This window comes from Paenibacillus sp. FSL P4-0081, from assembly GCF_000758565.1.
Classification (GTDB): domain Bacteria; phylum Bacillota; class Bacilli; order Paenibacillales; family Paenibacillaceae; genus Paenibacillus_AQ; species Paenibacillus_AQ phytohabitans.
Window position 1 is genome coordinate 7,536,265 of record NZ_CP009280.1, and the last position, 24,782, is coordinate 7,561,046.

Here is a 24,782-nt window from a genome sequence, read left to right on the forward strand (position 1 = left end):
TGTTAGTTTTCGTAACATTAAATCATGTAGCCGCTTCGCATTCTTCGTGACAGCCTCTCTGCTAACGCTTACAACACAAAGTGTAGTGAAACAAAGCTAACATCGTAAATATGTAGGTTCTGCATTGTCATGTTAAGGGAGTGTAAAACCGCGCTGCTGCGGGACTTTCCGGCCTGCCCTGCTCTTGTTGACTACAGCTTGCCCCCCGCCGTAAATGTGTGAATTATGAACCTTCCTTTTCGCTGCAAAAGTTACATATTGTGATCGCCCGGCAGGTATGCAAACATTTGCTACGAATGCCAAAGCTAAATAATTGACTGATGATATAGGAGGTTTCTGTCATGACCCGTACAACCGCACACCTGATCTCCCACACGCATTGGGACCGGGAATGGTACATGCCTTACGAGCGTCATCATGTTCTGCTGGCGAAGCTGATGAATGAGCTCCTGGAGACCCTGGAGAAGGATGAACGCTACCGTTATTTCCATCTGGACGGACAGACCATTATTATTGAAGACTATCTTCAGGTTCATCCTGAGAAAAGAGAACTCCTGGAGAGATTCATCCGTGAAGGACGCATTGTCATCGGTCCCTGGTATGTGCTCCAGGATGAGTTCCTGACCAGCTCAGAAGCGAATGTCCGCAATCTGCTGACCGGTCATCAGGACGCGGCCAAATATGGCGTTATCTCCAAGCTGGGTTATTTTCCGGATTCCTTCGGCAATATGGGACAAGCGCCCCAACTGCTCCGGCAGGCAGACATCGGGACTGCGGTGTTCGGACGCGGTGTGAAGCCGACGGGCTTCGACAATATGGTCGGTGAGTTGACCAGCACAAGCTATGAATCGCCTTACTCCGAGATGTTCTGGGAATCCCCCGATGGTTCCAGCGTGCTTGGACTGCTCTTCGCCAACTGGTACAGCAACGGCAACGAGGTGCCTGTGGATGCAGGTGAAGCCAAGATCTTCTGGGATAAAAAAATCGCTGATGCCGGCAAATATGCCTCCACCCCGGAGCTGCTGTTCATGAACGGCTGTGATCATCAGCCGGTACAGCGTGATCTCGCCGATGCGCTTGAGACGGCCAGGGAGCTGTACCCGGACACGGATTTTGTCCATTCCAGCTTCGAGCAATACTTACATGCGCTTGGGCCTTCACTGCCGGAGGATCTCGTGACCGTGACCGGCGAGCTGCGCAGCCAGCACACGGACGGCTGGGGAACGCTGGTGAATACCGCTTCCGCCCGCGTCTACCTGAAGCAGCTGAACCAGCGGGGCCAGACCCTGCTGGAGAAGGGCGCCGAGCCGCTGGCAACACTTGCTTATCTGGTCAGCGGGCAGGCTTATCCCCACGCCCTGCTGACTTACGCCTGGAAGACGCTGATGCAGAATCATCCGCATGACAGCATCTGCGGCTGCAGCGTGGATGAGGTTCACCGCGAAATGATTACACGCTTCGAGAAGAGCAGGCATGTAGGGGAGGCTATTATTGAAGAAAGTCTGAAGGCGGTCTCCGGTCAGATTGGAACCAAGGACGTAGATGCCTGGGGAGAATCCGCCATTCCTGTGACGGTCTTCAATACGACAGGCTGGGAACGCAGCGGCACGGTAAGCGTGGAAGTGATCTTCGCGAAGCGCTACTTCAAGGAGGGGCCGAATCCTGCAGCCATTGCCGAGGCGCTGGACCAGCTTCCGCGTGTGCTGGAGCGCGGGCGGCTGTTGGATGCGGACGGACGGGTCCTAGCCTGCAAGGCGGAGGATCTTGGCACCCGGTTCGGCTATGAGCTGCCGGATGAGCAGTTCCGCAAGCCTTATATGGCCCGCATTGTGCGGCTGACCTTCGAAGCCGCGCAGGTACCTCCGCTCGGCTACACAAGCTTTGCCTGGGTACAATTACCGGGCGGCGAATCCGCCGGGGCTGCTGCAAGTCCGCTTGCGCTCACCAAGACGGGGATGGAGAATGGATTCCTGGCCGTCCTTATCCGGGAGGACGGCTCCTATGATGTAACGGATAAGCGCACCGGCAAAACTTTCACGGGACTCGGCGTCTATGAGAACTGCGGCGATATCGGCAATGAGTATGTATTCCGCCAGCCGGAGGGCGATACCCCGCTGACTACCAGGGGACTGGACGCCCGCATCACGCTTGCTGAGCATGAGCCCTACCGCATCACCTATGAAATCGTGCATGAATGGACCATTCCTGCTTCCGCCGACGCTTCGTTCGCGGAGGAGAAGCGCCGGATGGTTCCGTTCCGGCAGCGTAAGGCTGGACGCTCCTCTGAGCAGATACCGCTGCGGATTGTGACCCGGATTAGCCTGGAGGCTAACGGGACTGGTGTCTTGGTCTCGGCCAAGTTTAATAATCAGGCCATGGACCACCGGCTGCGTGTCCTCTTCCCTACCGGACTTGCCGCCTCCACCCTTCTGGCCGATTCTGTATTTGAAGCGGCGGAGCGCGAGATTGAGCCGGCTCAGGGCTGGCTCAATCCGAGCAATGCCCAGCATCAGCAGGCTTTTGTCAGCGTGTCGGACGGCAGCGCCGGAGTAGTGATCGCAAACAAGGGTCTGAACGAATATGAGGTTCTGCGTGACGGAAGAAATACCATTGCTGTAACCCTGCTGCGCAGTGTGTCGGAGCTGGGGGACTGGGGCGTGTTCCCCACACCGGAAGCCCAGTGTCTGGGTGAGCAGACCGTTGAATTCGCAGTTCGTCCTTATGCCGGAGATGCCGCCCAGCCGGAGGCCTTTGCCTGGGCTTATCAATACCAGGTCCCATGGTTCGCTGTGCAGACCGGCTGGCAAGAGGGCTCTCTGCCTGCCGAGTATCAGCCGCTGAAGTGGCAGGGCCGCACGCTGGCGCTCTCCGCATTCAAGCTGTCGGAAGCTCATGAGGATATTATCCTGCGATGGTACAATCTGGCGCATACCGAGCAGCCCATTGTGCTGGAGCCCCATTTCCCCGTACAGGCCGTACATGCCAGTGATATTCTGGAGCGGCGGAAACACAGGGAATTATTAGATGAAGGAATTCTCCGCAGCTCCGTCGGCAAAGCCCAGATTGTCACCTATGCGCTGCAAGCAGTACAACCCTAATCATAACTATGTCCAGGAGGAATTAGACTATGAAGCTGCCAGCTTCCATTACCACGTATCTGACTGAAGCCGACGAACGGCTTGCGCATCATCCGAAATTGCAGCAATTATTCCGCAACTGTTTCCCGAATACGCTGGAGACTACAACTAAGCTGCTTAACGACGGCACCACCTTCGTATTCACCGGCGATATTCCGGCCATGTGGCTGCGCGATTCCACGGAGCAGGTGCGCCACTACATTCCTTTTGCCAAAAATGATCCTGAATTGCAGCGGATTCTCCGCGGCCTGATTGCCCGGCAGATGTTCTATGTCAATATTGATCCCTACACGAATGCCTTCAACGAAACGGCCAGCGACAAGCATTACCGGGATACCGATGACTGCAATCTGAACCCGTGGATGTGGGAGCGCAAATACGAGCTGGACTCCCTCTGCTTCGTCGTACAGCTGGCTTATATGTACTGGAAGGAAGCGGAGCAGACCGATATCTTCGACACCGCCTGCTACCAGGCGCTGACCTCCATCGTGAATGTTATAGAGACTGAGCAGTACCACGGGGAGAAATCGCCGTACCACTTCATCCGGCAGACGCTTCAGGATACGGAGACTTTGTACAATAACGGACGCGGCATGCCCGTCAACTATACCGGCATGAGCTGGTCGGGCTTCCGCCCGAGCGATGACAGCTGCGAGTTCGGCTACAATATTCCCTCCAATATGTTCGCCGTGGTGATTCTGGGATATATCCGCGAGATCGCAAGCGAGGTCTACGGGGATGAAAGACTGGCGGCGCGGGCAGCGAAGCTGCGTAAGGAGATCGACTTCGGCATCCGTACCTACGGTATCGTGACTCATCCGAAATACGGCAGAATCTACGCCTATGAAACGGACGGCTTCGGCAATTATTCTCTGATGGACGATGCCGGCACACCGGGATTGATGTCCATTCCTTATATTGGTTATGTGGGTGTGGAGGATGAAATTTATCAGAACACCCGCCGGTTTGCCCTCAGCTTCGACAATCCCTTCTATTTCGAAGGTAAACATGCCAAAGGCATCGGCAGTCCGCATACACCGGGAGGTTATGTGTGGCATATGGCGCTGTCCATGCAGGCACTGACGGCAGATAACGATGAGGAGATCAAAGAACTGATCGACATGCTGATCCGGACCGATGCGGATACCGGTTATATGCACGAAGGCTTTCACCCGGATGATCCCTCCGATTTCTCGCGCGAGTGGTTCGCCTGGTCCAACAGCCTGTTCGCCACGCTGATCAGCAAAGCGATGGACAAAGGGCTGGTCTAGGCACGGCGAATCGGGAGTACCACCCATTTGTATGAGGGGGCACACTGCAGTACAGCCGGCTTCCGGCAGATTCAGAGGGGGTTAACCCTTTGATTTCCCCGCTCAGCCGCTCAGCCGCTCAGCCCACTCAGCCCACTAAGCCAACTTTCGGCGGCCCATTTTTATATTTAGCTTATCTACAACAGATAACTAGATAACCATCATAATTTCGTTTACACCAACGGATTTAGTGGGATTTATCCCTTTAATCCCGCCGCTCAACCCACTTCCGGCCGATTTAGTGGGATTTATCTCTTTATTTCCGCCGCTCAGCCCACTCGGCTAACTTTCGGCGGCCCATTTCATATTCAGCTTATCTACAACAGATACCAGACGACTATTCTAATTCCCTTTACAGAAACGAAAAGGCTGCGGCCTCCCGAAATCCAGGAGGCCACAGCCTTTTCTGTGCATAGCTGAGTTGTATTTAGTAGCTGCTCTGACTTTGCTCACCTTTGGCAATGGCTACGCCGCCGCTTGTCCCGATCCGGGTAGCGCCTGCTCCGACCATTACGAGGGCATCTTCCGCACTGCGCACACCGCCGGATGCCTTAACGCCGATAGCAGGGCCGACAGTCGCCCGCATGAGTGCGATATCTTCCTTCGTTGCGCCTCCCGTGGAGAATCCGGTCGAAGTCTTCACGAAGTCTGCTCCCGCTTCTACAGCGAGCTTACAGGCGCGGACCTTCTCTTCATCGGTCAGCAGGCAGGTCTCAATGATGACTTTGGTCAGTGCTTTACCGCGGGCAGCTTCAACCACTGCGGCGATATCACGTTTCACCAGCTCGTCATTACCGTCTTTCAGTGCGCCGATATTGATAACCATATCCACTTCGCCGGCACCGTTAGCAATCGCATCGGTGGTTTCAAAGGCTTTGGTTTCCGGTGTGGACGATCCCAGCGGGAACCCGATCACTGTACATACTTTAACTTCCGGCGTATCCTTCAGCACTGCATGGGCCGTGGACACCCAGGCCGGGTTCACACAGACCGAAGCGAATTTGTATGCTTTGGCTTCCTCAGCCAGCTTGATAATATCGTCTTTACGGGCATCCGCCTTCAGCAGCGTATGATCAATAATCCCGGATATTGTAGTTTCACTCATTATTAATTCCTCCATGTAATCGGTAGTAGATGTTCGCATTCCTTGTAATCATACCAATAGTCGAACACTTTGGAAAGCCGGAGAGCGAACACCTGCTACTACGCCCGATCAACACTTGAAGCGCCGCTTACACCTTCACCTGCCGGATAGCTTCCCGCAAGTCGCCTGTATTCGCGCTGATCATCATCGAAGCTTCGTATACTTCTTTGATCTTCTCCAGTTGAAGACCGGTCAGCTCACGGATCTGCCTTGTCTGCTCCGAGACACCTCCGGCAATGGAAGCCATGCTGCCCACCGTTGCAGCAACCTCCTCTGTGCCTGCTGACAGCTGCTCTGCCGTCGCCGACATATCGACAATCTGTCCGGCCACCTCACGAAAAGCGGCCGATGCTTCCAGCAGCGCAGCTTCTGCTTCGGCAGACATCCGCACACCTTCACTGACTTCATGGGAAGCGTCCGTCATTTGCGTACCAATGCTTGCTGAGGCATTGCCGATATGAATCAGTAAATCGGCAACCCGCTCGACCGAAGCCGCAGAGCCCTCCGCCAGCTTGCGTACTTCTCCGGCTACGACAGTGAAGCCCCGCCCGTGTTCTCCCGCACGCGCTGCCTCAATCGAGGCATTCAGCGCAAGCAGCTTCGTCTGATCGGCGAACTGCCTGATCGCAGCCAGCGCGCCCTCGATTTCATTCGCATAGCCTTGCAGCAGCAGCACGATGTCCAGGGTATGGCCGGTAGATACGGAAATCGACTTCATCTGCTGATTCGTATGATTCATGGCAGTCTGGGAGGACTGCACGATATCCAGAGCCTTGACCGCGAATTCGGAGACAACGGCCGAAGCTGCCGAAATGCGCGAAATCCCCTGCGCCATCTCATCCATTGCCACAGCGCTGCTCTGTGCTCCTTCGGTCTGCGAATGGGCACCGGCGTAGATGTCGCCGATTCTGCCGTTAACGGCCTCACTCATCTTCAGTACATCATCGGCATTCCTGGCGAATGTCTCAGAGGAGCCGTAGAGAGAATCGGATGCCGTGGACACACCAGACACCATCCCTCTCACTCTTGCATTCAAATCACCTGACATCTGAAGCATCGCCTGATAAGCCGTTCCAATCTCATCCCGGGACCTGACCGGACGGGCATTCAGAATCCGCGCGGCCTCAGCCAAGTCGCCCCTGGCCATGGTGCCCGCACTCTGCGTGATCGTCCCCAGTGGACGCAATGACCGGGATACAAACCAGGCCAGCACCGCCAAAGCGGCCAGGGATAAGGCGAGAATAATACCATAGAGAGGCAGACTTTGGATCAGGACGTCACGGGTCAGGCTGCTAAGGACAGCGACATCGGTGTCAATGCCCAGCGCCCCGATCAGAGCCCCGTCAGCCCCTTTCACCGGTACAAATGCCGAGATATAATCCCCATATTCAGGATTCATGATCAGCGGCGTACTCGCATTCTCTCCTGCAAGGACCGCCTCAACTGCAGCAGCCGGCATATCTGTAATTTCATTAATCTGCGAAGCCAGCGGGTCCCCCTCCGGTCTGCCGTCAATCATCAGCTGCGGCTGATTGGCTTCATCGATCCTGACAAAGTATACATAACGGGCACCGATCGACACCCTGAACTGATCCAGTTCATTGCGGAGCGACCAATACAGATCCGATTCCCGGGGATCGGCCAGGAACTCGCTGTAACGGCCGGCATCAATCTGCGTAACATAATGGCTGGCAATACTCATGTTGTAACTGCTGATCGTCCCTTTCACCGCTGATCCGGTGTTCGCCCGCTGAATCGCAATGTTCCCTGCCGTGATACATAGAATGACTACAGTCATGATACAGAGGATACGGGCAATAAGTCTTGTTCGGATAAAAGAAAACATGTAGGCATTCCCTTTCGCGCACGGCAATTGCGTTAATAAAGTAGGGTCATTCCTGAACACGCAATGACAAATGTCCCTCTACCGGAAAATTTCGACAATTTTTTCGAAATTCCTTTTTCCTGCCGCAAAAGATATTACAAAAAAAGAGACTGCCTCTGAAGCCATAACAGCTCCAAAGACAGCCTCAATACATTTATCCTTCAATGCCCGCCCGACAAGCTCAGGCCGATCCGTTTCACCAGCCGGGCACTTTCTTCATTTAATCCGGTAATCGTTACCTTTTTGCCGAGTGCCGCGTATTTGTCCAGCGTTTTGGCAATAGCTCCCACCGCCGACTGATCCCACACATGGGAATGGGAGAAGTCGATAATCACCTGCTGCGGATCACTCTCATACATAAATTCATGCACGAAATGACTGGTTGTACCGAAGAACAGCTGGCCCGATACTTTGTAGGTAGTTACAGATGCCGTCGTATGGACGCCGAGCTTTATTGAAGCCATTTTCCAGGCAAAAGACAAAGCGCTTAGCAGAACACCGAACAATACGCCGATCGACAGATTATCCGTCACTACCACGGTGACTACCGTAACGATCATGACCAGTGCATCGCTGAGCGGCACCTTGGCTAAAGTCTTCAGTGAACCCCACTCGAAGGTGCTAATGCAGACCATGATCATAACACCGACCAAGGCGCCCATCGGAATCTGCTTAACCACATCGCCCAGAACGAGAATCAGGAACAAAAGAAAGATCCCCGATACAAAAGTAGACAGCCGTGTACGTCCGCCCGATTTCATATTAACCATCGACTGGCCGATCATTGCACAGCCTGCCATCCCGCCGAAGAAGCCGGTCACGATATTGGCCAGGCCTTGTCCCTTCGCTTCCCGGTTCTTGTCACTGCCGGTGCCGGTAATATCATCAATCAGCGTTGCGGTCATTAGGGATTCCAGCAATCCGACTACAGCGAGCGACAGTGAATAGGGCAGAATGATCAGCAGTGTATCCAGCGTGAAGGGAAGATCCGGCAGATGGAACACCGGCAGAGCCGAAGTAATGGTGCCCATATCGCCTACGGTTCTTACATCCAGATTAAGAACAATGCTGAGTACGGAAACTGCGATAATCGCTACAAGTGCCGAAGGGACAGCCTTCGTGATCCGCGGAACCGTATAAATGATGACCAGTGTAAGTGCCACCAGCGCATACATAATCCAGCCCTGTCCTTCAAAATGCACCAATTGGGCCATGAAGATAAGAATGGCTAATGCGTTGACGAAGCCGGTCATTACCGGCTGCGGCAGGAACGTGATGAATCTGCCAAGCTTCAGCATTCCCATCAGAATCTGAAAGATTCCCGCCAGTACGGTGGCCGCGAACAGGTACTCAATTCCGTGTGAAATCACCAGGCTACCGACCAATAGCGCCATCGCTCCGGTCGCCGCTGAGATCATGCCCGGTCTTCCGCCGGCAAATGCCGTCACAATAGCAATACAGAAAGATGCGTACAATCCAACCATCGGGCTTACGCCAGCGAGGATGGAGAAAGCAATCGCTTCAGGGATTAAGGCAATCGCCACGGTCATACCTGACAGAATGTCGCTCCGTGTGTTGGAAAACCAACCGTTGTTGTATAAGCTTGACTGCTTCAAATTGTGCTGCTCCTCCTGTGTCTTGTTATAAGGTTATAGGCTCTTCCATAGAGCCCGGGGCCGGTGCACCGCCAATGCTTCTTATTGTACCTGACCCGCCTTAACCTCCACAAAAGTCCAACCTGTGCTTGTAAGCGCTACTTCCTGCCCCGTTCTCACCGATCCTGCTATTTTCGCCTGAACTCTAGATATTAAAATTAACGGTACAGTCCGGAGGCTTTCACTTCATTGAAGAAGGTGTTGAACTCTTCAATATTAAGCTGCTGCGCCGCATCCGATAAGGCGGTTGCCGGATCGGGATGCACCTCCACCATGATGCCGTCGGCTCCGGCGGCAAGTGCGGCTTTGGCACATGGGATCAGGATATCCTTGCGTCCGGTGGAATGGGTCACATCGACCAGCACCGGCAGATGGCATTCCTGCTTGAGAATCGGCACTGCCGAAATATCCAGCGTGTTACGGGTCGCTTTCTCATAGGTACGGATGCCGCGTTCAATCAGTATGATCTCCATATTGCCCCGGGACATAATGTATTCTGCCGCATGGACGAATTCATCCAGTGTAGCGGATAATCCGCGCTTCAGCAGTACCGGCTTGTTCACTTCCCCTACCGCTTTGAGCAGTTCGAAGTTGTGCATGTTCCGTGCACCGACCTGAATAACATCGACATAATCAAGGGCCTCTTCAATATGACGCGGGTCTACAATTTCGCTGATGGTCAGAAGCCCGTATTCATCCGCTGCTTCACGCAGAATTCTCAGACCGTCCATTCCAAGTCCCTGGAAATCATACGGAGAGGTACGGGGCTTGAAGGCTCCGCCGCGCATCACCTTCACTCCTGCCTTCTGCAGGGCAGCGGCAACTGTACGGGTCTGCAGCTCACTCTCCACCGAGCAGGGTCCGGCAACCATCAGCGAAGATAATCCGCCGACGGTTACATTACCCGGAAGGGTAATTACTGTATCTTCGGCGTGATTTTTCCGGGCTACCAGCAGGGACTTCTTATGTTCCGTGCTTTGCAGATCCAGTGAAGCAGAGAAAATCTGCTTGAACAGGGTACGGATCGTGCCGCTGGTGAAAGGTCCCTTGTTGCTTGCTACCAGCTTATCCAGCATGGCTTTCTCGCGTTCAGGATCGAACTTCGGCACACCCTGCTTCTCCTTGAGCACTCCGATTTCCTGAACGATTTCCGCACGTTCCGAGATCAGCTCCAGCAGTTGTCCGTTAATTTCATCAAGCCGTGCTCTCAGCTTATCCAATTCCACATTACTCATTTCCTGACACTCCCTTAAGTAGTTAATAGTTAATCCTATGAACGAACGCAAAAAGGCCCCCCGTCGCAAGGGACGAGGAGCCGTGGTACCACCCTTATTTAGAGATGAATCCTGCTGACGCGTCAGCACCCGGAAAGCTGTTACCTCATTCCCGGACCGGATTAACTCTGTCTTACACCCGTTAACGCTGGAAGCGGGCCTCCCTACTCATACCTGCTGCAGCAGTGTACTTCAGGGGCCGACTCGGAAGTGAACTTCGGCACTAAGCGTCAAATGAGGGTGCTCTCAGTCTCCGGCACACCTTCCCTGTTAAGATCCGCTATAAAGTGCTTACTCTCTTCGTCATTGTCATTTAATGGTATATCGGTGCGTCTTGTGCACCGGTTTCTGCTATCTTAATCAAAATGACTTCCACATGCAAGATGTCAGAGTGACGCATTACAGCTTTAACGCAGCAACGTTAATCATTGATGGATAGACGGAAGACTGCCTGCTGATTAAAAGAATTTCCCGATAACATTCACTATCGTCTCGCTTCTCAGCGGCTTGCTGATATACTCGTCCATTCCGGCTTCAATGCATAATTCCCGGTCGCCTTTGAGTGCATTAGCCGTTACGGCAATAATGACCGGCTGCGAATCTGCCGGCTGCGTCTGCCTGATTCTCGATGTAGCCTCCAGGCCGTTCATGCCGGGCATCTGCACATCCATGAAGATCAGATCATAGCTGCGCTGAGTGACCATCTCGACTACCTGCAGCCCGTCTTCCGCAACATCCACGGCGAACCCGCGCTTCTCCAGAATTTTGCGCAGCACAATCTGATTAATGACATTGTCTTCAGCCACCAGGATGCGCAAAGAACGGCTGAGCTGCTGCGGACTCAGCAGGCCCGGCTCCGCCCCCTCAGCAGTCTGGGCCTGCTTCTCGGTCCGGAGCACCACCGTAAATACAAAGGTTGCCCCCTGCCCGGTCTGCGGCTCCAGCTGAATCCTGCCCCCCATCATTTCAACCAGCTGCTTGCTGATCGCCAGCCCCAGACCACTTCCTTCATGTTTGCGGCTCATGTAATGATCCAGCTGGTAGAACGGCTCGAACAACCGGCTGCGGGCATCCTCCGGAATGCCTATTCCTGTATCCGCCACTGTAAATTGCAGCGTTACCCCATCAGCAGCCTCTTCTCCCCGTATCCTTTGCACGCCGACTTTTACCCCGCCAGTGTGAGTGAACTTCACTGCATTGCCGACCAGATTGATCAGGATCTGCTTCAAGCGTTCTCCGTCCCCGATCAGATCAGCGGGTACATCCGGGCCTACCTCCACCTGGATGGCGAGGCCCTTATTCTCCGCCTTAAGCTGCAGCAGCTCCAGAGCAGACTCCATGCAGTGCTGAAGGACAAACGGTTCTTCATGCAATGAGGTTTTGCCCGCCTCAATCTTGGACAGATCCAGAATATCGTTAATGATATTCAGCAGGGATTCTCCGCTCTGGCGGATGATTTCCAGGTATTCCCTTTGCTGAGAATCCGGATCACTGAGGTCCAGCAGCAGATCGGTCATCCCGATCACCCCGTTCATCGGCGTGCGGATTTCATGGCTCATCATAGCCAGGAACTCGCTTTTGGCCCGGTTCGTATTCTCGGCGGTTTCTTTGGCGATCAGCAGCTTCTTCTGCTCGGTAATATCCTTGACGATAATATAAAAGCCCACCGTCTCATTGTTGATAATGATAGGGGCAAGGGTTGTCAGCACCTCCACGGAATGTCCGTCCTTATGCCAGATGAGGTCAATGCTTCGTTCCATGGAACCCTTCTTCTGGCAGAAGCTGATTACGTCGTGAAGATGGTGGTTCCCGATAATCCGTCCGACACTCATTCCCACCAGCTCAGGAATCGTGTAGCCTGTCAGCTCTACGGCCTTCTCATTCCCGTTGATAATGTTACCTTCCAGATCCAGGGAAATAATCGCATCATGGTTATATTTCTTCAGCGAGGTATACCGCTCTACCGATTCCTGCAGCTTCTGCTCCATAATCTTGCGCTGTGTCACATCACGGCCTACGGCAAGTACGCTCCAGTTCCCGCTGTCTTCCACAATCCGCAGCGTGAATTCAATCCAGAGATACCTCCCGTCCTTATGAAGAATCCGCAGCTGCACACTCTGAAGCTCAGCCGCCTGCGGAGCGCTCATAAATTCCATATCCCCGGGGTGAACCAGTCCGCGGATATCACAGCCGATCAATTCCTCAGGCTTATACCCGAGTACTTCCACAATCGAAGGAGAACAGTATCTGCAGATACCATCCGGGGTTGCATAATATACAATGTCTCTAATATTGGCTGCGATCAAGCGGTACAGCTCATCTGGCGGTGCAGGAAGTTCATTCCTGGACTTAGCCTCTGTGTGCGGCAATCCGGCCAGATGAACGATATAATACAAGCCCATTCCCGTAGAGGGCTCGCTAATCAGAGAAACATGCAGCAGTACTGCAACCACAGAGCCGTCTGCATGCCGGAAATTCAGTTCACATTCAAAAAAGGGAGCCTCTCCCGCTTTTAGAGTCCCCATTTTTTGCCTATGAATCTCCAGGGAATCTTCAGACAGAAACTCCGCGAAGCCATGCCCCAGCAATCGTTCTTCCATGTATCCGAGCAACAGGGTTACCGCCGGGTTCACACTGGTCCATTCTTCGGAAATGGAGAGAAATGCGACTCCGGCAGTCCCCTTTTTGAATGCCTGTTCGAATGGAGAAGAGCTCTCCGTATGTTGTCTTAGCATAAATTCCACCGCCCGTTCGTGGAGTAATACATGCAATAGTTCAAATCTGTAATATAAATATCTTGCATATCCGGGCGAAAGTCAAATGATTCTGTCGAAATAGAAACTATAAAATGTATAGCAGATTATATTAACCCGCGAACCAGCCTTCAGACAGAGCTCTCCCCAGTTCCCCGCCTTTGTTCAATCCATTCCTGCATTACTTTATCCTTGATTTATAGCCCGCCGTCCAGCAGTCTCTTCACCATTTCAGTGAAGGCTTTGACCTGGAAAGGTTTGGTGATATACGCAGCAAAACCCTTATTCCTGGCTTTTTCAATATCCGATAATTGAGCAAACGCACTGGTTCCCAGTACCGGAATATGGCAAGTAGCCTCATCCTGCTGCAATATTTCCAGAGCTTCATATCCGTTGAGGCCGGGCAGCCCGATATCCAGGATGATCAGATCCGGCAGTGCTTCACGGGCTATACTTAGCCCCAGCTCTGCCGTTTCAGCTTTCAGCAGCAATACGGAGGGCAGGTTTCTTTTGAAGATATGATGCATTAGGGCCATGTTGAGTTGATTATCTTCCACATATAATACTGTCCGCTTGTATTCCTCCATCCGGCATATCCTCCTAAAAAGTCCCAGCACAACAGCCCATAAACAGGCAGAAAATAAAAAAGCCGAAGAAAGGGACGATTCCCCCTTCTCCGGCTCATGTTCGGCTCATTCGCATGTCCGACTCATTTCCGCCTTATTTATAGTTAAACTTATTGAAAAGTATATGCTATCACACTGGTATCTTTGTCGAAATCCCAATCCACATATATATCCGACAGTTCCTTGCCGAGCATCGGGGCAATCGTGGTGGTATCCTCCAAATAGCGTTTTTCCATCTTGCGTTTGGTGGTCTTAAGCGTATTCTCATAACCAAGACCAATCAGTTCCTTCTCCAGCGGGATCAGGATACCCTCACGTTTGATAATCAGAATGCGCGGGCCCAGCCACCAGGAGTCGGTATAGACCGGTTCCTTCTGAACCTTTCTGCTAACTTCATTAATCTGGGCATGGACTTCTTGACGCCCCGCATAATCGTCAATGACCATAACGTCATTCTTAATGAGCGCAACGATCATTCCAGACGCGTTATGTATACCCCAGTCATAGAAAAGCTCGCCAACCTCCATAGCCATCGTTTCCTTCAGGTAAGCCGCAAGCTCGGGCAGCAGAGACTTCATCAGAAGCTCTCTCGTATAGCGAAACGCCTGTTCTTCTTCCTTATTTAACAAAAATCTCTCCACAGGCCCGATAAAATTACGGATATGCAGCGCTATACATTGCTTCCCGATGGAGGCGTGTATGGATTCAGGCCCTTTCCCAAAGCGTTCCCGCAGTAATCTTCCTGTGAAACTGGAAAGTTGGCTAGTAAGTTCTGTAGTGCTCATTCAATTTCCTCCAGCATAATATTCTTGTCTGTGTTATACGTATGGGGAGACGCTCCGCCTGCTGAAAAAACGGTTCGTTCACTTTAGTATAATCTCAACCGGGGGACTTCGTATATATAAATATATAAAAGTTCATAAAGGGCTGCCGGGGCCTTCCTGGATATGTATGTAGGGGCACAACATTAGTATTGCCCTAACAGTGTATTATTAGTTTGACACCCAAAATTAAATTGTTTAAAATTAAATAGCTATAAATATTAATTCATATACCGGAAGGATGAAGCAGCAATGAGCATTTATGAGTATGAGGCCCGCAATATCCGGGGGAAAGAGACCCGGCTTGAACAATACAAGAATAAGGTCCTCCTGATCGTTAATACTGCCAGCAAATGCGGCTATACTCCGCAATACTCCGACCTTCAGAAGCTTCATGAGAAGTACCAGGAGCAGGGACTGCAAATTCTCGGGTTTCCCAGCAACCAGTTCGGCGAACAGGAGCCCGGCTCCAATGAAGAGGTTAACGTGTTCTGCCAGATCAATTACGGCGTAACCTTCCCGCTTTTCGAAAAAATTGATGTTAAGGGGGATAACCGTCATCCCCTATTCGCTTATCTGACGGAACAGGCCGGCTTCCAGGGCTTCGACGATACGGACTCAAACGGCAAGCTGCTGCACACCATGCTTCAGGAACGTGATCCTGCAGCGCTCACAAACGATGAGATTAAATGGAATTTCACCAAGTTCCTGATTGACCGTAACGGCAACGTGGTGGAGCGCTTCGAATCTCCGGTTGATCCGCTGGATATGGAGCCTGCCATTCAGAAGCTGCTGTAAAGCGTTATAGCGAGAATGACGAAGACTATGTTACCCGTGAAATATTCAAATAAAAAAAGGTGTTCCGCTGCCGGCAAGGGCTGCAGAACACCTTTTTGTCATTTACTTGCTTATTCCTGATTACTTGCCGCGGTAAGTCTCGGTGAACACCTCGAAGAAAGGTGTCGTGTCCCGCTCCGCCATCGTATCCTCCGCACCCGGGTTCCAGCCGATCTCTGCCCGCCAGCTGCCCAGCAGGCCTGATTCAATCAGCTCCTGCTCATCCACCTCCATGGACAGATCTGCCTGCGGCGCCACATAGAGCGCATCCGCCGGACAATACGCCTCGCACATGAAGCAGGTCTGGCAATCCTCCTGGCGGGCAATGACGGCAAGCTTGCCCTGCATCTCGAAGACATTCGTCGGGCAGACCTTCACGCACAGCCTGCAGCCGATGCAGCGGTCCTGGCTGACCAGTTCAATCATATCGCCCGCTCCTCTCTTGGTATCCGCAGCTCCTGGGCATGAGGCACACTTTCGGTGCGGATGCCAATCGTATCGATACCGGAGAGGATCAGGCGGTGGGTCTGGCGCGGGTCCAGCGCCGGATACTCGGCCAGGCGCTGCAGGCCGCGGCTCTCCTTGCGGGCCAGCGCGGCGGTGTAGATCCAGCGGCCGACATTCAGCATGGCGGCCGCTTCACGCGATTGCACGATGCCCTGAACCGTCGCGGGCACCTGCCCGCTGAGCTCAGGCATCAGGCTGTTCAGCCGCTGCAGGGCTGCGGCGACCATAGGCTCGCTGCGGAAGTAGTTAATCCGCAGCGGCAGGATCTCCCGCTGGACCGCCGCGATCAGCGGCTTCGCGTCCAGCGCCCTGGCTGTGCCGGCGCCAGCCGGCATCCCGTAGCGGCCCGCCGCGCGGAGCAGCCGGCTGTCCGCCGGACGCGGCTCCTGCAGAGCGTGCCGCGCCGCGCCTTGTCCTGCCCAGCTGCCGCTGCAGATGGCCCAGGATGCATTGTAGGCGCCGCCGCCGGAGATGGCGCCGGTGACTTTCTCGCGGGATGCGGCATCTCCGGCCGCATACAGCCCCGGCACCGAGGTGGCACAATCGGTACCGGTCAGGCGCAAGCCGCCCGTGCCGCGCATCGTGCCTTCATAGCGCAGCGTAAGCGGGAATTTATCCTTGAATGGATCAATCCCCGCCCGCTCCAGCGGCATGAAGAAGATCGGATGGGCGTTACGGAGGAAATCCTGCTTCTCCTTCGTATCCGCCAGATCCAGCGAGGCGTAGACCGGGCCCCTCAGCATCAGCTCAGGGATGCTGCCGAAGGTGCGGTCACCCTGATGCAGTGGCCTTCCCGCTTCATCATACAGCGTGGCCCAGGCCAGCATCCGCCCGCGTGTTACCGTTCCGTCCGCGAAGCTCGGAGCATATTGCCGGGTGAATTCCATACCCGACAGCTCGGCACCAGCCTCGGCTGACATCAGCAGTCCTTCGCCCGTGAGCACATTACAGCCCAGCCCCTTGCTGAGGAAGGCACAGCCTCCGGTAGCCATAATCACCGCGTTCGCCTTCACTTCCCAGGTCTCCCCGGTTAAGCGGTTAATTCCGCGTGCTCCGCCCACGCCGTGCTGATCATGGAGCAGCTCCAGCGCCGGCGATTGATCCCATATACGCACCCCCGCCTTGCGCACCACTTTACGCATAAGCTTCATGTATTCCGGGCCATGCAGATGCGTCCGCAGCGGCCTGCCCTCCTCATCCTTCGGAAAGGGATACCCCCACTCCTCTACCAGCTCCAGATTCTGCTCGACCTGATCCAGCACACGGTGAATCCAGGCATTCTCCGAGAGATAGCCGCCTGCCTTAAGTCTGGCCTGCACAGCCTGCTCCCGTAGCTCTGCCACCGGCTGAATCACCAGCAGCGTTGTTCCTCCCGGCGCGGTAGCCCCGCTTGTTCCGAGATATCCCTTATCGGCCAGAATTACCTTCGCTCCCTGAGAAGCTGCACTCCATGCCGCCCATGCTCCGGCCGGGCCTCCGCCCAGCACTAGAACATCTGTTGTTGCCTGCTGTTGCTGCTGCGGCATTCCGCTTCCCCCTCTTCATGGTCCCCTGAAATGTAGAATTAAGATCAGACCAGCTTCTCCTGCAAAAATGCTATTGTCGAGGCAACAGCCTCATTCAGCGCAGAGGTGGAGCCTTCGTACGGGTCCACCGTGCCAAAGGTGTGATCCGCACCCCGGATGCTCTGATACCGGTGATGCGGCGCTTGTTCCCTGAAGCCTGCATGCTGCTGCAGCAAGGCTTCACGGTCCTGATCACCCTGAATCAGCAGCGCTGCGGCCGGTACTCTGCCGAGTGCCTTCTCCAGATTGAAGCGCTCCTTGTTACGCTGCTGATCCTCGCGGATCGTCCGCTCCTGCAGCGTAAGCGCCGGGGCACCTTCACCCTGCTGCGGCTGCGGTGGTGAACCGCCGTTCCAGACCACCAGCGCCTTCACCTCAGGATGCTCTGCCGCGAACAGAATGTTACTTCCGCCTGCACGGCTGTGCCCCAGAACTGCTATCCGCTCCGTGTCGGCCAGTCCGGCAAGCGGCAGCCTGCCCTCAAGCAGGCTGTGGAGCACCTGCTCCAGATCCAGCAGCTCCCGGCTCAGCGTAGCCGCTCCGGCAGCTTCCTCCGGGCTAACCCCGTCCAAATTGCGGGCAGCGATCCGTGAGAAATTGAAGCTTACGGTGTAGAACCCGCTCCCGGCAAGTCTGCCGGAGACCTCCGGCCAGAATGCCCAGTCCTTATGTCCTCGGAAGCCATGGCTGATCAGGATGACGGGCTTCGGTGCAGTCCCCGCAGGAACCCGCACCTCGCCCTCCAGATACAGCCCGTTCTCCAGCGGCAGCTTGAAATGTTCAATGGTCAAGGTTTCTTCGGACATCTGCATCCCCTCCGTTCACCTGTTTACCTGTCATGAATTACTTGAGCTGCCAGTCGCTGATGTTGAAATCCTTCTTGGCCAGCTTCTCTTCCACGAGGAAGTTCTTGGTGCCCTCCAGCAGCTTCGTGCCGTCTTCCGTGAAGGCTGTATCCTTAATATCACTGATCGGATTCACCTGCTTCGCGAGTTCCGGGGTTGTATCCCCGATCTCGGCCAGGAACTCATAATACTCATCTTCATGCTGCTTCAGGTCGGCCAGTGCCTTCTCCCGTGCCGCATTCCAGACCTTAGGGAAATCCGGGAATTTCGCAAGATACTCCTCTGACACTACGGTAGCACTGCTTCCGAGCAGATCCGGATGGGTAGAGGCATCATCCAAATGAGTGTATCCCTGCTCGATCTGCTTAAGCGCCGCTACACCGTTATTGGTGGTCGCGTCCACATCGCCGCGGGCAAGTGCTGCGGTAGCATCCGGAATCAGCATGTGAACCAGCTTATAGTCGGTTACCCCTTCCTGCTTCAGCAGGCCGACTACGTAGCGGTGCATGAAGGACCCTTTCTGGATCGCAATGGTTTTGCCCTTCAGTTCCTGCACTGTCTTTGGTCCGTCCTTCTTGCCGATCAGATAACCGACCGTATGCGCGGAAGTCTGGGCGATCAACCGGGTCTTGGCTCCTGAAGCGTAGGCGATAATCGCCGGGGTATCCCCAAGGCTGCCGAAATCAAGTCTTCCGCTGATTAAGGATTCCGTCTGATCCGGTCCGTTCGGGAAGCCGGTCAGCTTCACTTCGGTAATTCCGTACTGCTTCAGCTCTTCCTGAATAATCCCTTTATAGAGTCCCCAGCCTTCTGCACCGCCCGGTACATTCAGCTTATTGGAGCCAATGTATCCGAAATTCAGCACAGCAGGAACATTGCTTGAAGCCTCACTGCCCGCCGCGTCGGCCGTATTCGTTCCTGCGCCGTTGGCTGCCGTTCCGTTGTTCCCGGAGCCGGTATTATTACCGCAAGCCTGCAGCACCAGCATGATCATCACCACACCTGTAATCAGCGTGAGGCGTCCCCCTTTGCTCCATACACCTTTAATCTCTCTGTACAATTTGCTCATTTCTGTATTCTCCCCTCAGTCGTCTGCTGGATGTTTGATGTTTGTATAAGGACTCTTGCCTGTATTTTGGATTAGTGTCTATAACGGCGCATCACTCAGAAGCCTGCCCGGGCTGCCAGCTTATACATGAAGTCATGACTGGCTACCGGCTGTCTGCCCTTGCCCCAGCCTACCTTCTCGCGGTAACCGCCGAGCAGTCCCTGCTGTTCCAGCTCCGCCTCAGTAATTCCGGTAATCCCCTCGGAATCCGGAGCCACATACAGGGCATCCACCGGGCAATACAGCTCACACATGAAGCAGGTCTGGCAGTCGCTCTGCCGGGCGATAACCGGAATTCCGTTATCCACCCTGTCGAATACATTGGTCGGGCAGACAGATACACATTGATTGCATTCTACACACCGGTCAGCGCTGATGACTTCAATCACAACAATACACTCTCCTTCGCTACCTCTTCTGTCTTCACCCATACCTGGTCCAGTCCGCCGCTAATCAGGCGGTGATGCTGGCTGTCGTCACTTCCCTTGAAATCCTCCCGTTTGTGCATTCCCCGGGTTTCGGTGCGGGCCAGAGCGGAGCTGTACATCCAGCGTGCCGTTGCCGTCATCGCTTCGGCTTCGCGTGCCTTCACACCTTCCGGTGTGCGCTGGATTTCCCGGCTGCGCTGCTCTTTCCATAGTCCGTCCAGACGCTCCAGCGAAGATTCCAGCCCCTGCTCTGTACGGAACAGATTAATATCGTACGGTTTGACTTCTGCCTGCACAGCCTCCACATATTCTGCGGTTCTGGCAGCGGCGCCCGCCTTCACTTCCTGGTGAACCAGCGGTGAAGAGGATAACCCTACGGGTGCACGGTGAACTGAATGCCAGCCGAGTCCGGCTGCATAGTCTGCCGCCCCTTCTCCGGCGAAGGAGCCGGAAGACATCGCCCAGGCGGCATTATGGCTGCCGCCTCCGGTGAACCCTCCGCAGATCAGCTCACGGGTAGCCGCATCCCCTGCTGCATACAGCCCCGGAACCCCAGTGCCGCAGCTCTCGTCTGTAATCCGGATGCCGCCTGTGCCGCGGACTGTACCTTCCAGCCGCAGCGTCACCGGGAATACATCCTTGAAGGGATTAATGCCCCGCCGGTCGAACGGCAGGAAGAAATTCGTCTGCGCCACCCGCAGCAGCGGCTGCAATGCTTCATCCGCTCCGTCAAGCTTCGCGAATACCTGGCGCCCGGCCAGCAGATTCCTGGCAATGACTGAGCGGCCCTTCTTGGAGCCTGCTCCTTCCACTACAGTTCCGTCTTCATAATAGAAGCTGGCGTAGCTGTAATAAGCAGTCTTCGTTACGGAGGAGAAGGTCGGGCAGATCGCGTAGGCATTGGAGAACTCCATACCCGACAAGCTCGCTCCTGCTTCAGCGGCGAACAAGTACCCGTCACCGGTCAATACGTTGCAGCCAAGCGCCTTGCTGAGGAAAGCGCAGCCTCCGGTAGCGATAACTACCGCCCCGGCATGCACACTCCAGGCTTCTCCGCTCTGGGTCTGCACGCCGGCCGCTCCGGCTACCCCGTGCTCATCGGCGAGCAGCTCAAGCACCGGACTATGGTCCAGAATTTTCACGCCCGCCTTCTTCACCAGCTTGCGCATCAGGCGCATATATTCAGGTCCCTGCAGGCTCCGGCGGTATTGATTGCCTTCCTCATCCACCGGGAACGGATAGCCGGCAACGCCCAGTCTGTTCATATTCTCATAAGTCCGGTCCAGCACCCGGTCCATCCAGCGGTGCTCAGCCAGCTTGCCGCCCATAGCGTAACGGCTGGCCTTCGCTGCCTCGCGCAGCTCTTCTTCCGGCTTCACGTACCAGACTCCGGTGCCCGACGGGGCAGTTGCACCGCTGGAGCCGCAGTATCCCTTGTCGGCCAGGATCACCTTCACTCCCTTAGCTGCGGCTGTAAGTGCCGCCCATGTTCCTGCCGGACCTCCGCCGATTACCAGTACATCCGCCGTCAGTTTCAATGTTTCCTTCAGTGCCGGTTGGTTCATGTTGTTGCCCCCTTGGTTTCATTAGCGTTAGCGTTTCATTAGCTTGTCTTTAACCTTGATAGCTGTCACGCCAGTACAGGAATTTGCGTTCGATGATGCGGAAGAGAGAATCGATCAGCTTGCCGACCACTGCAAAAATAATAATTCCGACAAAAATAACGGCCGTATTGGAATTCTGCTTCGCCTCATTAATGAGAAACCCAACCCCGGACTGTGATCCGATCAGTTCGGCAACCACCAGACCGATCCAGGCCACAGCCATCGACAGGCGCAGTCCCAGCAGAATGCCCGGCAGCGCCGCCGGCAGGATCAGCCGCCGCAGCTTCTGCAGCGGGCTGAATCCGAGCACCCGGGCTACTTCAAACAGCTTGTTGTCCACTCCCCGGATGCCCATGAATGTATTGATATAGAGCGGAAAGAAAGAGCCGCTCATGATAATAACCACCTTCGAAATCTCCCCGAAGCCGAACCATAGAATGATCAGCGGGGCAATAGCCAGATGGGGAACCAGCCGCAGAATCTGCACGCTCGGGTCCAGCAGATAGGCTGCACTGCGGAACAGGCCGGTCAGTGTCCCCAGCAGCAGGCCGAGAATTCCTCCGATAAGGAATCCGATGCCAGCCCGTCCGATACTGACGCCCAGATGATGGACAAGCTCCCCGCTAACCGCCAGATCTGCAAAAGCGGAGAGAATCGTCAGCGGCGCCGGAAGAAACTCCGGCGAGATCCAGCCTGCGCTTCCGGCAAGCTGCCATACGGCGATTACAGCTACAGGAATAACAGCCCCGGTGCCCCAGTCGGACAAAAGAGTTTTCCAGGATGCAACCATTAATCTTCTCTTGTTGTTATGCGTAGTAATTGGAGCGGTTCCGCTATAATCACGGGCTTCCCTTACCCCCTTGGCAGTCTTGATTATTGCTTCTATCCCTTCACTCATGCGGTTCTTCCCTCCTATCCTTGATAGCTGTCCCGCCACCGCAGCAGCCGCTGCTCGATCAGGCGGACAATGGTGTCACTCAGCAGCCCGGCAGCGGCGAATACAATTATCCCGACAAACACTACAGGCGTATCAGCAAACTGGCGGGCATCCGACATCATATAGCCGATCCCCGAGGTGGAAGCAATGAGCTCCGCCACCACCAGCCCCAGCCATGAGAGACCCAGCGACAAGCGCACACCGAGCATGATATTCGGCACTGCTGCCGGGAGCACCAGCCGCACAATCTGCTTCCCTCTGCTGAAGCCAAGCACCCGGGCTACTTCGAACAGCTTATTATCCGTTCCGCGTATCCCCATAAAGGTATTAATATAGATCGGGAAAAACGCTCCCTTGGCAATCAGCAGCACCTTGGATTCCTCCCCGATGCCGAACCACAGAATGAACAGCGGCACTACCGCAAGGCTCGGGATCATCCGGATCATTTGCAGCGAGGGGTCCAGCAGCTTCTCCGATCTGCGGAATAATCCGACCAGAATGCCGAACAGCAGACCTAGCCCGCCGCCAAGCAGAAATCCTGACAATGCCCGCACGACACTGATTCTGAGGTTGCTCCATAAATCCCCGGTAGATGCCAGGGTAATGAATGACTGGACAATCGTAGAAGGCGCCGGGAACAGCATCTCCGAGATCATTCCGTAATGGCTCAAAATCTGCCACAGGATTAATACACCTGCCGGAAGCAGCAATCCCAGACCGGCAATCGCCGCCTTTCCGGGGCCGTCAGGCCTTCCTGTTCTTCCGGCATTCCCTGCCGCTACAGCCCGTTCAGCCATGGCTGTCCCTCCCTCTGAATTAATTAGTATATTCACATTGATTAAGTCGGATATAAATCCGCACTTGTTCACTCTTTTTCACAATACAACCTTCCTGCACCGTCTTCCTGCACAAAATACAACATTTCCCTCATCATATCGTTCATAACTCAAAATTGTTGTACAAAAGGCATCAATTCTTCCTCTCCAAGCCTCTTAGCGGGATAATTCTTGTATTTTGTACAACAATCCCTTCGAGCTCGCCTGGTGTCGTTGATCAAAGTTGTATTACGTACAACAATATGTGTATACCGTGTCTACTGAGGAGTATCCATTCTGACAACAACGATCCACGAACAACGAATCAGGAGTCACTTTATATTCCCGCCCCGTCCTTCAGCTCAAGCTCATCGACCTTCTCAAAGTAGTTCAATACCTTCAGGCGCAGCTCTTGAAAGGAGGTTGTTGTTTTTTTACGCGGATAGGGGAGGTCGACAGGTACGATCTTGCGGATTTTACCCGGACGGGGTTCCAGAATAACGACCCGGTTGCCGAGGAATACTGCTTCATCAATATCATGGGTTACAAAAATCATCGTAGTCCGGTTCCGCCGCCAAATATCGAGCAGCACCGTCTGCATATGCGCCCGGGTGAAGGCATCCAGCGCACCAAAGGGTTCATCCAGCAGCAGAATCTTCGGGTTCCTCAGCAGCGCACGGGCAATTGCCACACGCTGGGCCATCCCGCCCGACAGCTCCCGGGGATAGGACTTCTCGAAGCCGCCCAGCTTCACCAGATCAATCAGCTCATCCACCCGCTTCCGGATATCCGGCCTGCCCAGCGGCAGATCGGAGGCAATGTTCTTCTCTACCGTAAGCCACGGGAACAAGCGGTGCTCCTGAAAAATAAACCCCTTATCGATCCCCGGCCCGCCTATCTCTGCACCTTCCAGCGTAACGTTGCCGGTATAGCCGGTATCCAGACCGGCAACGATGCGCAGCAGAGTGCTTTTGCCGCAGCCGCTGGGACCAATCACCGTGATGAATTCCCCTTCCTCTACATGCAGCTCCACATCCTGCAATGCCTGCACATGTCCTCCGGCGGTATCAAAGCGCTTATTCAGCTGTGTGATGGACAATAAAGCTTCTCCCATATCTGCTCCTCCTTCTGGCTGAAATATAAATGTACTATTGTAATACAAAAAAAACAGAGGAACCTCGCGATAGAACTCGCGCGGCACCTCTGTCTGTACAGTCGGCTAATTTTAATCCAAAGTAAATCAATTGGAATTTGTAAATTTAAAATATCACCTATCTGTAAATCTGTCAATGAAAATACACAAATTCCGCCCGGATTAATTATTTTCGATATAGACTTTCTGAAAGCACTCTGTATCCCATCAAGTGTATACGCAAAAAACAGTATTACGCTTTTGGTAATGCCTGCTGCTGCTCATCTGCTCATTTGTTCATCTGCTCATCTCCATCTCCTCACATCACAAACTTACACTCATATACTTACATTTTGTAAGTCGTTATGGTATAGTAGAGTATATCCTTGCTGTAACGGA

19 protein-coding genes are annotated in these 24,782 nt (G+C 54.2%); 3 read left to right on the top strand and 16 right to left on the bottom strand.

Annotated elements, in window-relative coordinates; all coding sequences use genetic code 11:
- The first annotated feature begins 341 nt into the window (after positions 1-341).
- Both P40081_RS31975 and P40081_RS31980 read left to right on the top strand, forming a co-directional pair.
- A complete protein-coding gene (locus P40081_RS31975) occupies positions 342-3,098 on the top strand; it encodes an alpha-mannosidase (protein WP_042140054.1) in 2,757 nt (918 codons plus the stop codon).
- 29 nt (positions 3,099-3,127) lie between these two features.
- Positions 3,128-4,408 (top strand): glycoside hydrolase family 125 protein, encoded by a 1,281-nt coding sequence (locus tag P40081_RS31980; RefSeq protein WP_042140055.1) that lies wholly within the window; start codon positions 3,128-3,130, stop codon positions 4,406-4,408.
- A 466-nt stretch (positions 4,409-4,874) separates the two neighbouring features.
- Here P40081_RS31980 and deoC read toward each other — a convergent pair whose 3' ends face one another.
- The 7 genes from deoC to P40081_RS32015 all read right to left on the bottom strand — a co-directional run bounded on the left by deoC (position 4,875) and on the right by P40081_RS32015 (position 14,569).
- Positions 4,875-5,552 carry a deoxyribose-phosphate aldolase gene (gene deoC / locus P40081_RS31985; protein ID WP_042140056.1) on the bottom strand — a complete coding sequence of 226 codons (678 nt, stop codon included), beginning with the start codon at positions 5,550-5,552 and terminating at the stop codon, positions 4,875-4,877.
- 127 nt (positions 5,553-5,679) lie between these two features.
- Positions 5,680-7,437: a methyl-accepting chemotaxis protein gene (locus P40081_RS31990; RefSeq protein ID WP_042140057.1), complete on the bottom strand. Its 1,758-nt coding sequence runs from the start codon at positions 7,435-7,437 to the stop codon at positions 5,680-5,682.
- 200 nt (positions 7,438-7,637) lie between these two features.
- Positions 7,638-9,092 carry a SulP family inorganic anion transporter gene (locus P40081_RS31995; protein WP_042140058.1) on the bottom strand — a complete coding sequence of 485 codons (1,455 nt, stop codon included), beginning with the start codon at positions 9,090-9,092 and terminating at the stop codon, positions 7,638-7,640.
- 197 nt (positions 9,093-9,289) lie between these two features.
- Positions 9,290-10,366: a bifunctional 3-deoxy-7-phosphoheptulonate synthase/chorismate mutase gene (locus tag P40081_RS32000; protein ID WP_042140059.1), complete on the bottom strand. Its 1,077-nt coding sequence runs from the start codon at positions 10,364-10,366 to the stop codon at positions 9,290-9,292.
- A gap of 497 nt (positions 10,367-10,863) precedes the next feature.
- Positions 10,864-13,140, bottom strand: a complete 2,277-nt coding sequence (locus P40081_RS32005) for a PAS domain-containing hybrid sensor histidine kinase/response regulator (RefSeq protein ID WP_052422114.1) — start codon at positions 13,138-13,140, stop codon at positions 10,864-10,866.
- Between the two features lie 215 nt (positions 13,141-13,355).
- Positions 13,356-13,745 carry a response regulator gene (locus tag P40081_RS32010; protein ID WP_042140060.1) on the bottom strand — a complete coding sequence of 130 codons (390 nt, stop codon included), beginning with the start codon at positions 13,743-13,745 and terminating at the stop codon, positions 13,356-13,358.
- 149 nt (positions 13,746-13,894) lie between these two features.
- Positions 13,895-14,569 carry a Na-translocating system protein MpsC family protein gene (locus tag P40081_RS32015; protein ID WP_042140061.1) on the bottom strand — a complete coding sequence of 225 codons (675 nt, stop codon included), beginning with the start codon at positions 14,567-14,569 and terminating at the stop codon, positions 13,895-13,897.
- Between the two features lie 288 nt (positions 14,570-14,857).
- Here P40081_RS32015 and P40081_RS32020 point away from each other — a divergent pair, with 288 nt between their 5' ends.
- Positions 14,858-15,403 (top strand): glutathione peroxidase, encoded by a 546-nt coding sequence (locus P40081_RS32020; protein WP_042140062.1) that lies wholly within the window; start codon positions 14,858-14,860, stop codon positions 15,401-15,403.
- Positions 15,404-15,523: 120 nt separating this feature from the next.
- On the opposite strand, the gene P40081_RS32025 is transcribed toward P40081_RS32020, so the two are convergent.
- The 9 genes from P40081_RS32025 to P40081_RS32065 all read right to left on the bottom strand — a co-directional run bounded on the left by P40081_RS32025 (position 15,524) and on the right by P40081_RS32065 (position 24,365).
- Positions 15,524-15,868 carry a 4Fe-4S dicluster domain-containing protein gene (locus tag P40081_RS32025; protein WP_039297374.1) on the bottom strand — a complete coding sequence of 115 codons (345 nt, stop codon included), beginning with the start codon at positions 15,866-15,868 and terminating at the stop codon, positions 15,524-15,526.
- Positions 15,865-17,475, bottom strand: a complete 1,611-nt coding sequence (locus tag P40081_RS32030) for an FAD-binding protein (protein WP_042140063.1) — start codon at positions 17,473-17,475, stop codon at positions 15,865-15,867. Before P40081_RS32030 ends, P40081_RS32025 begins: the two co-directional genes overlap by 4 nt.
- Before the next feature lie 44 nt (positions 17,476-17,519).
- Entirely contained in the window at positions 17,520-18,320 is an 801-nt protein-coding gene (locus P40081_RS32035; protein ID WP_052422115.1) for an alpha/beta hydrolase family protein, read from the bottom strand.
- Between the two features lie 37 nt (positions 18,321-18,357).
- Positions 18,358-19,428, bottom strand: coding sequence for an ABC transporter substrate-binding protein (locus P40081_RS32040; protein WP_042140064.1), 1,071 nt, complete (start codon positions 19,426-19,428; stop codon positions 18,358-18,360).
- Positions 19,429-19,523: 95 nt separating this feature from the next.
- The gene (locus P40081_RS32045; RefSeq protein WP_042140065.1) at positions 19,524-19,856 is read right to left on the bottom strand and encodes a 4Fe-4S dicluster domain-containing protein; all 333 of its coding nucleotides are present in this window, start codon (positions 19,854-19,856) and stop codon (positions 19,524-19,526) included.
- Positions 19,853-21,460, bottom strand: a complete 1,608-nt coding sequence (locus P40081_RS32050) for an FAD-dependent oxidoreductase (RefSeq protein WP_042140066.1) — start codon at positions 21,458-21,460, stop codon at positions 19,853-19,855. The genes P40081_RS32045 and P40081_RS32050 overlap by 4 nt, the downstream gene beginning before the upstream one ends.
- Before the next feature lie 49 nt (positions 21,461-21,509).
- Positions 21,510-22,397, bottom strand: a complete 888-nt coding sequence (locus P40081_RS32055) for an ABC transporter permease (RefSeq protein WP_052422116.1) — start codon at positions 22,395-22,397, stop codon at positions 21,510-21,512.
- 14 nt (positions 22,398-22,411) lie between these two features.
- Positions 22,412-23,233: an ABC transporter permease gene (locus P40081_RS32060; protein ID WP_042140067.1), complete on the bottom strand. Its 822-nt coding sequence runs from the start codon at positions 23,231-23,233 to the stop codon at positions 22,412-22,414.
- A gap of 355 nt (positions 23,234-23,588) precedes the next feature.
- Positions 23,589-24,365: an ABC transporter ATP-binding protein gene (locus P40081_RS32065; protein WP_042140068.1), complete on the bottom strand. Its 777-nt coding sequence runs from the start codon at positions 24,363-24,365 to the stop codon at positions 23,589-23,591.
- Positions 24,366-24,782 lie beyond the last annotated feature (417 nt).

Coding starts and splice junctions, on each gene's coding strand:
- deoC (WP_042140056.1), bottom strand. CDS start 5,552: ATGAGTGAAACTACAATATCCGGGATTATTGATCATACGCTGCTGAAG.
- P40081_RS32065 (WP_042140068.1), bottom strand. CDS start 24,365: ATGGGAGAAGCTTTATTGTCCATCACACAGCTGAATAAGCGCTTTGAT.
- P40081_RS32015 (WP_042140061.1), bottom strand. CDS start 14,569: ATGAGCACTACAGAACTTACTAGCCAACTTTCCAGTTTCACAGGAAGA.
- P40081_RS31990 (WP_042140057.1), bottom strand. CDS start 7,437: ATGTTTTCTTTTATCCGAACAAGACTTATTGCCCGTATCCTCTGTATC.
- P40081_RS31975 (WP_042140054.1), top strand. CDS start 342: ATGACCCGTACAACCGCACACCTGATCTCCCACACGCATTGGGACCGG.
- P40081_RS32010 (WP_042140060.1), bottom strand. CDS start 13,745: ATGGAGGAATACAAGCGGACAGTATTATATGTGGAAGATAATCAACTC.
- P40081_RS32055 (WP_052422116.1), bottom strand. CDS start 22,397: ATGAGTGAAGGGATAGAAGCAATAATCAAGACTGCCAAGGGGGTAAGG.
- P40081_RS32020 (WP_042140062.1), top strand. CDS start 14,858: ATGAGCATTTATGAGTATGAGGCCCGCAATATCCGGGGGAAAGAGACC.
- P40081_RS32040 (WP_042140064.1), bottom strand. CDS start 19,428: ATGAGCAAATTGTACAGAGAGATTAAAGGTGTATGGAGCAAAGGGGGA.
- P40081_RS32060 (WP_042140067.1), bottom strand. CDS start 23,233: ATGGCTGAACGGGCTGTAGCGGCAGGGAATGCCGGAAGAACAGGAAGG.
- P40081_RS32000 (WP_042140059.1), bottom strand. CDS start 10,366: ATGAGTAATGTGGAATTGGATAAGCTGAGAGCACGGCTTGATGAAATT.
- P40081_RS32050 (WP_042140066.1), bottom strand. CDS start 21,460: ATGAACCAACCGGCACTGAAGGAAACATTGAAACTGACGGCGGATGTA.
- P40081_RS32025 (WP_039297374.1), bottom strand. CDS start 15,868: ATGATTGAACTGGTCAGCCAGGACCGCTGCATCGGCTGCAGGCTGTGC.
- P40081_RS31980 (WP_042140055.1), top strand. CDS start 3,128: ATGAAGCTGCCAGCTTCCATTACCACGTATCTGACTGAAGCCGACGAA.
- P40081_RS32005 (WP_052422114.1), bottom strand. CDS start 13,140: ATGCTAAGACAACATACGGAGAGCTCTTCTCCATTCGAACAGGCATTC.
- P40081_RS32030 (WP_042140063.1), bottom strand. CDS start 17,475: ATGCCGCAGCAGCAACAGCAGGCAACAACAGATGTTCTAGTGCTGGGC.
- P40081_RS32035 (WP_052422115.1), bottom strand. CDS start 18,320: ATGTCCGAAGAAACCTTGACCATTGAACATTTCAAGCTGCCGCTGGAG.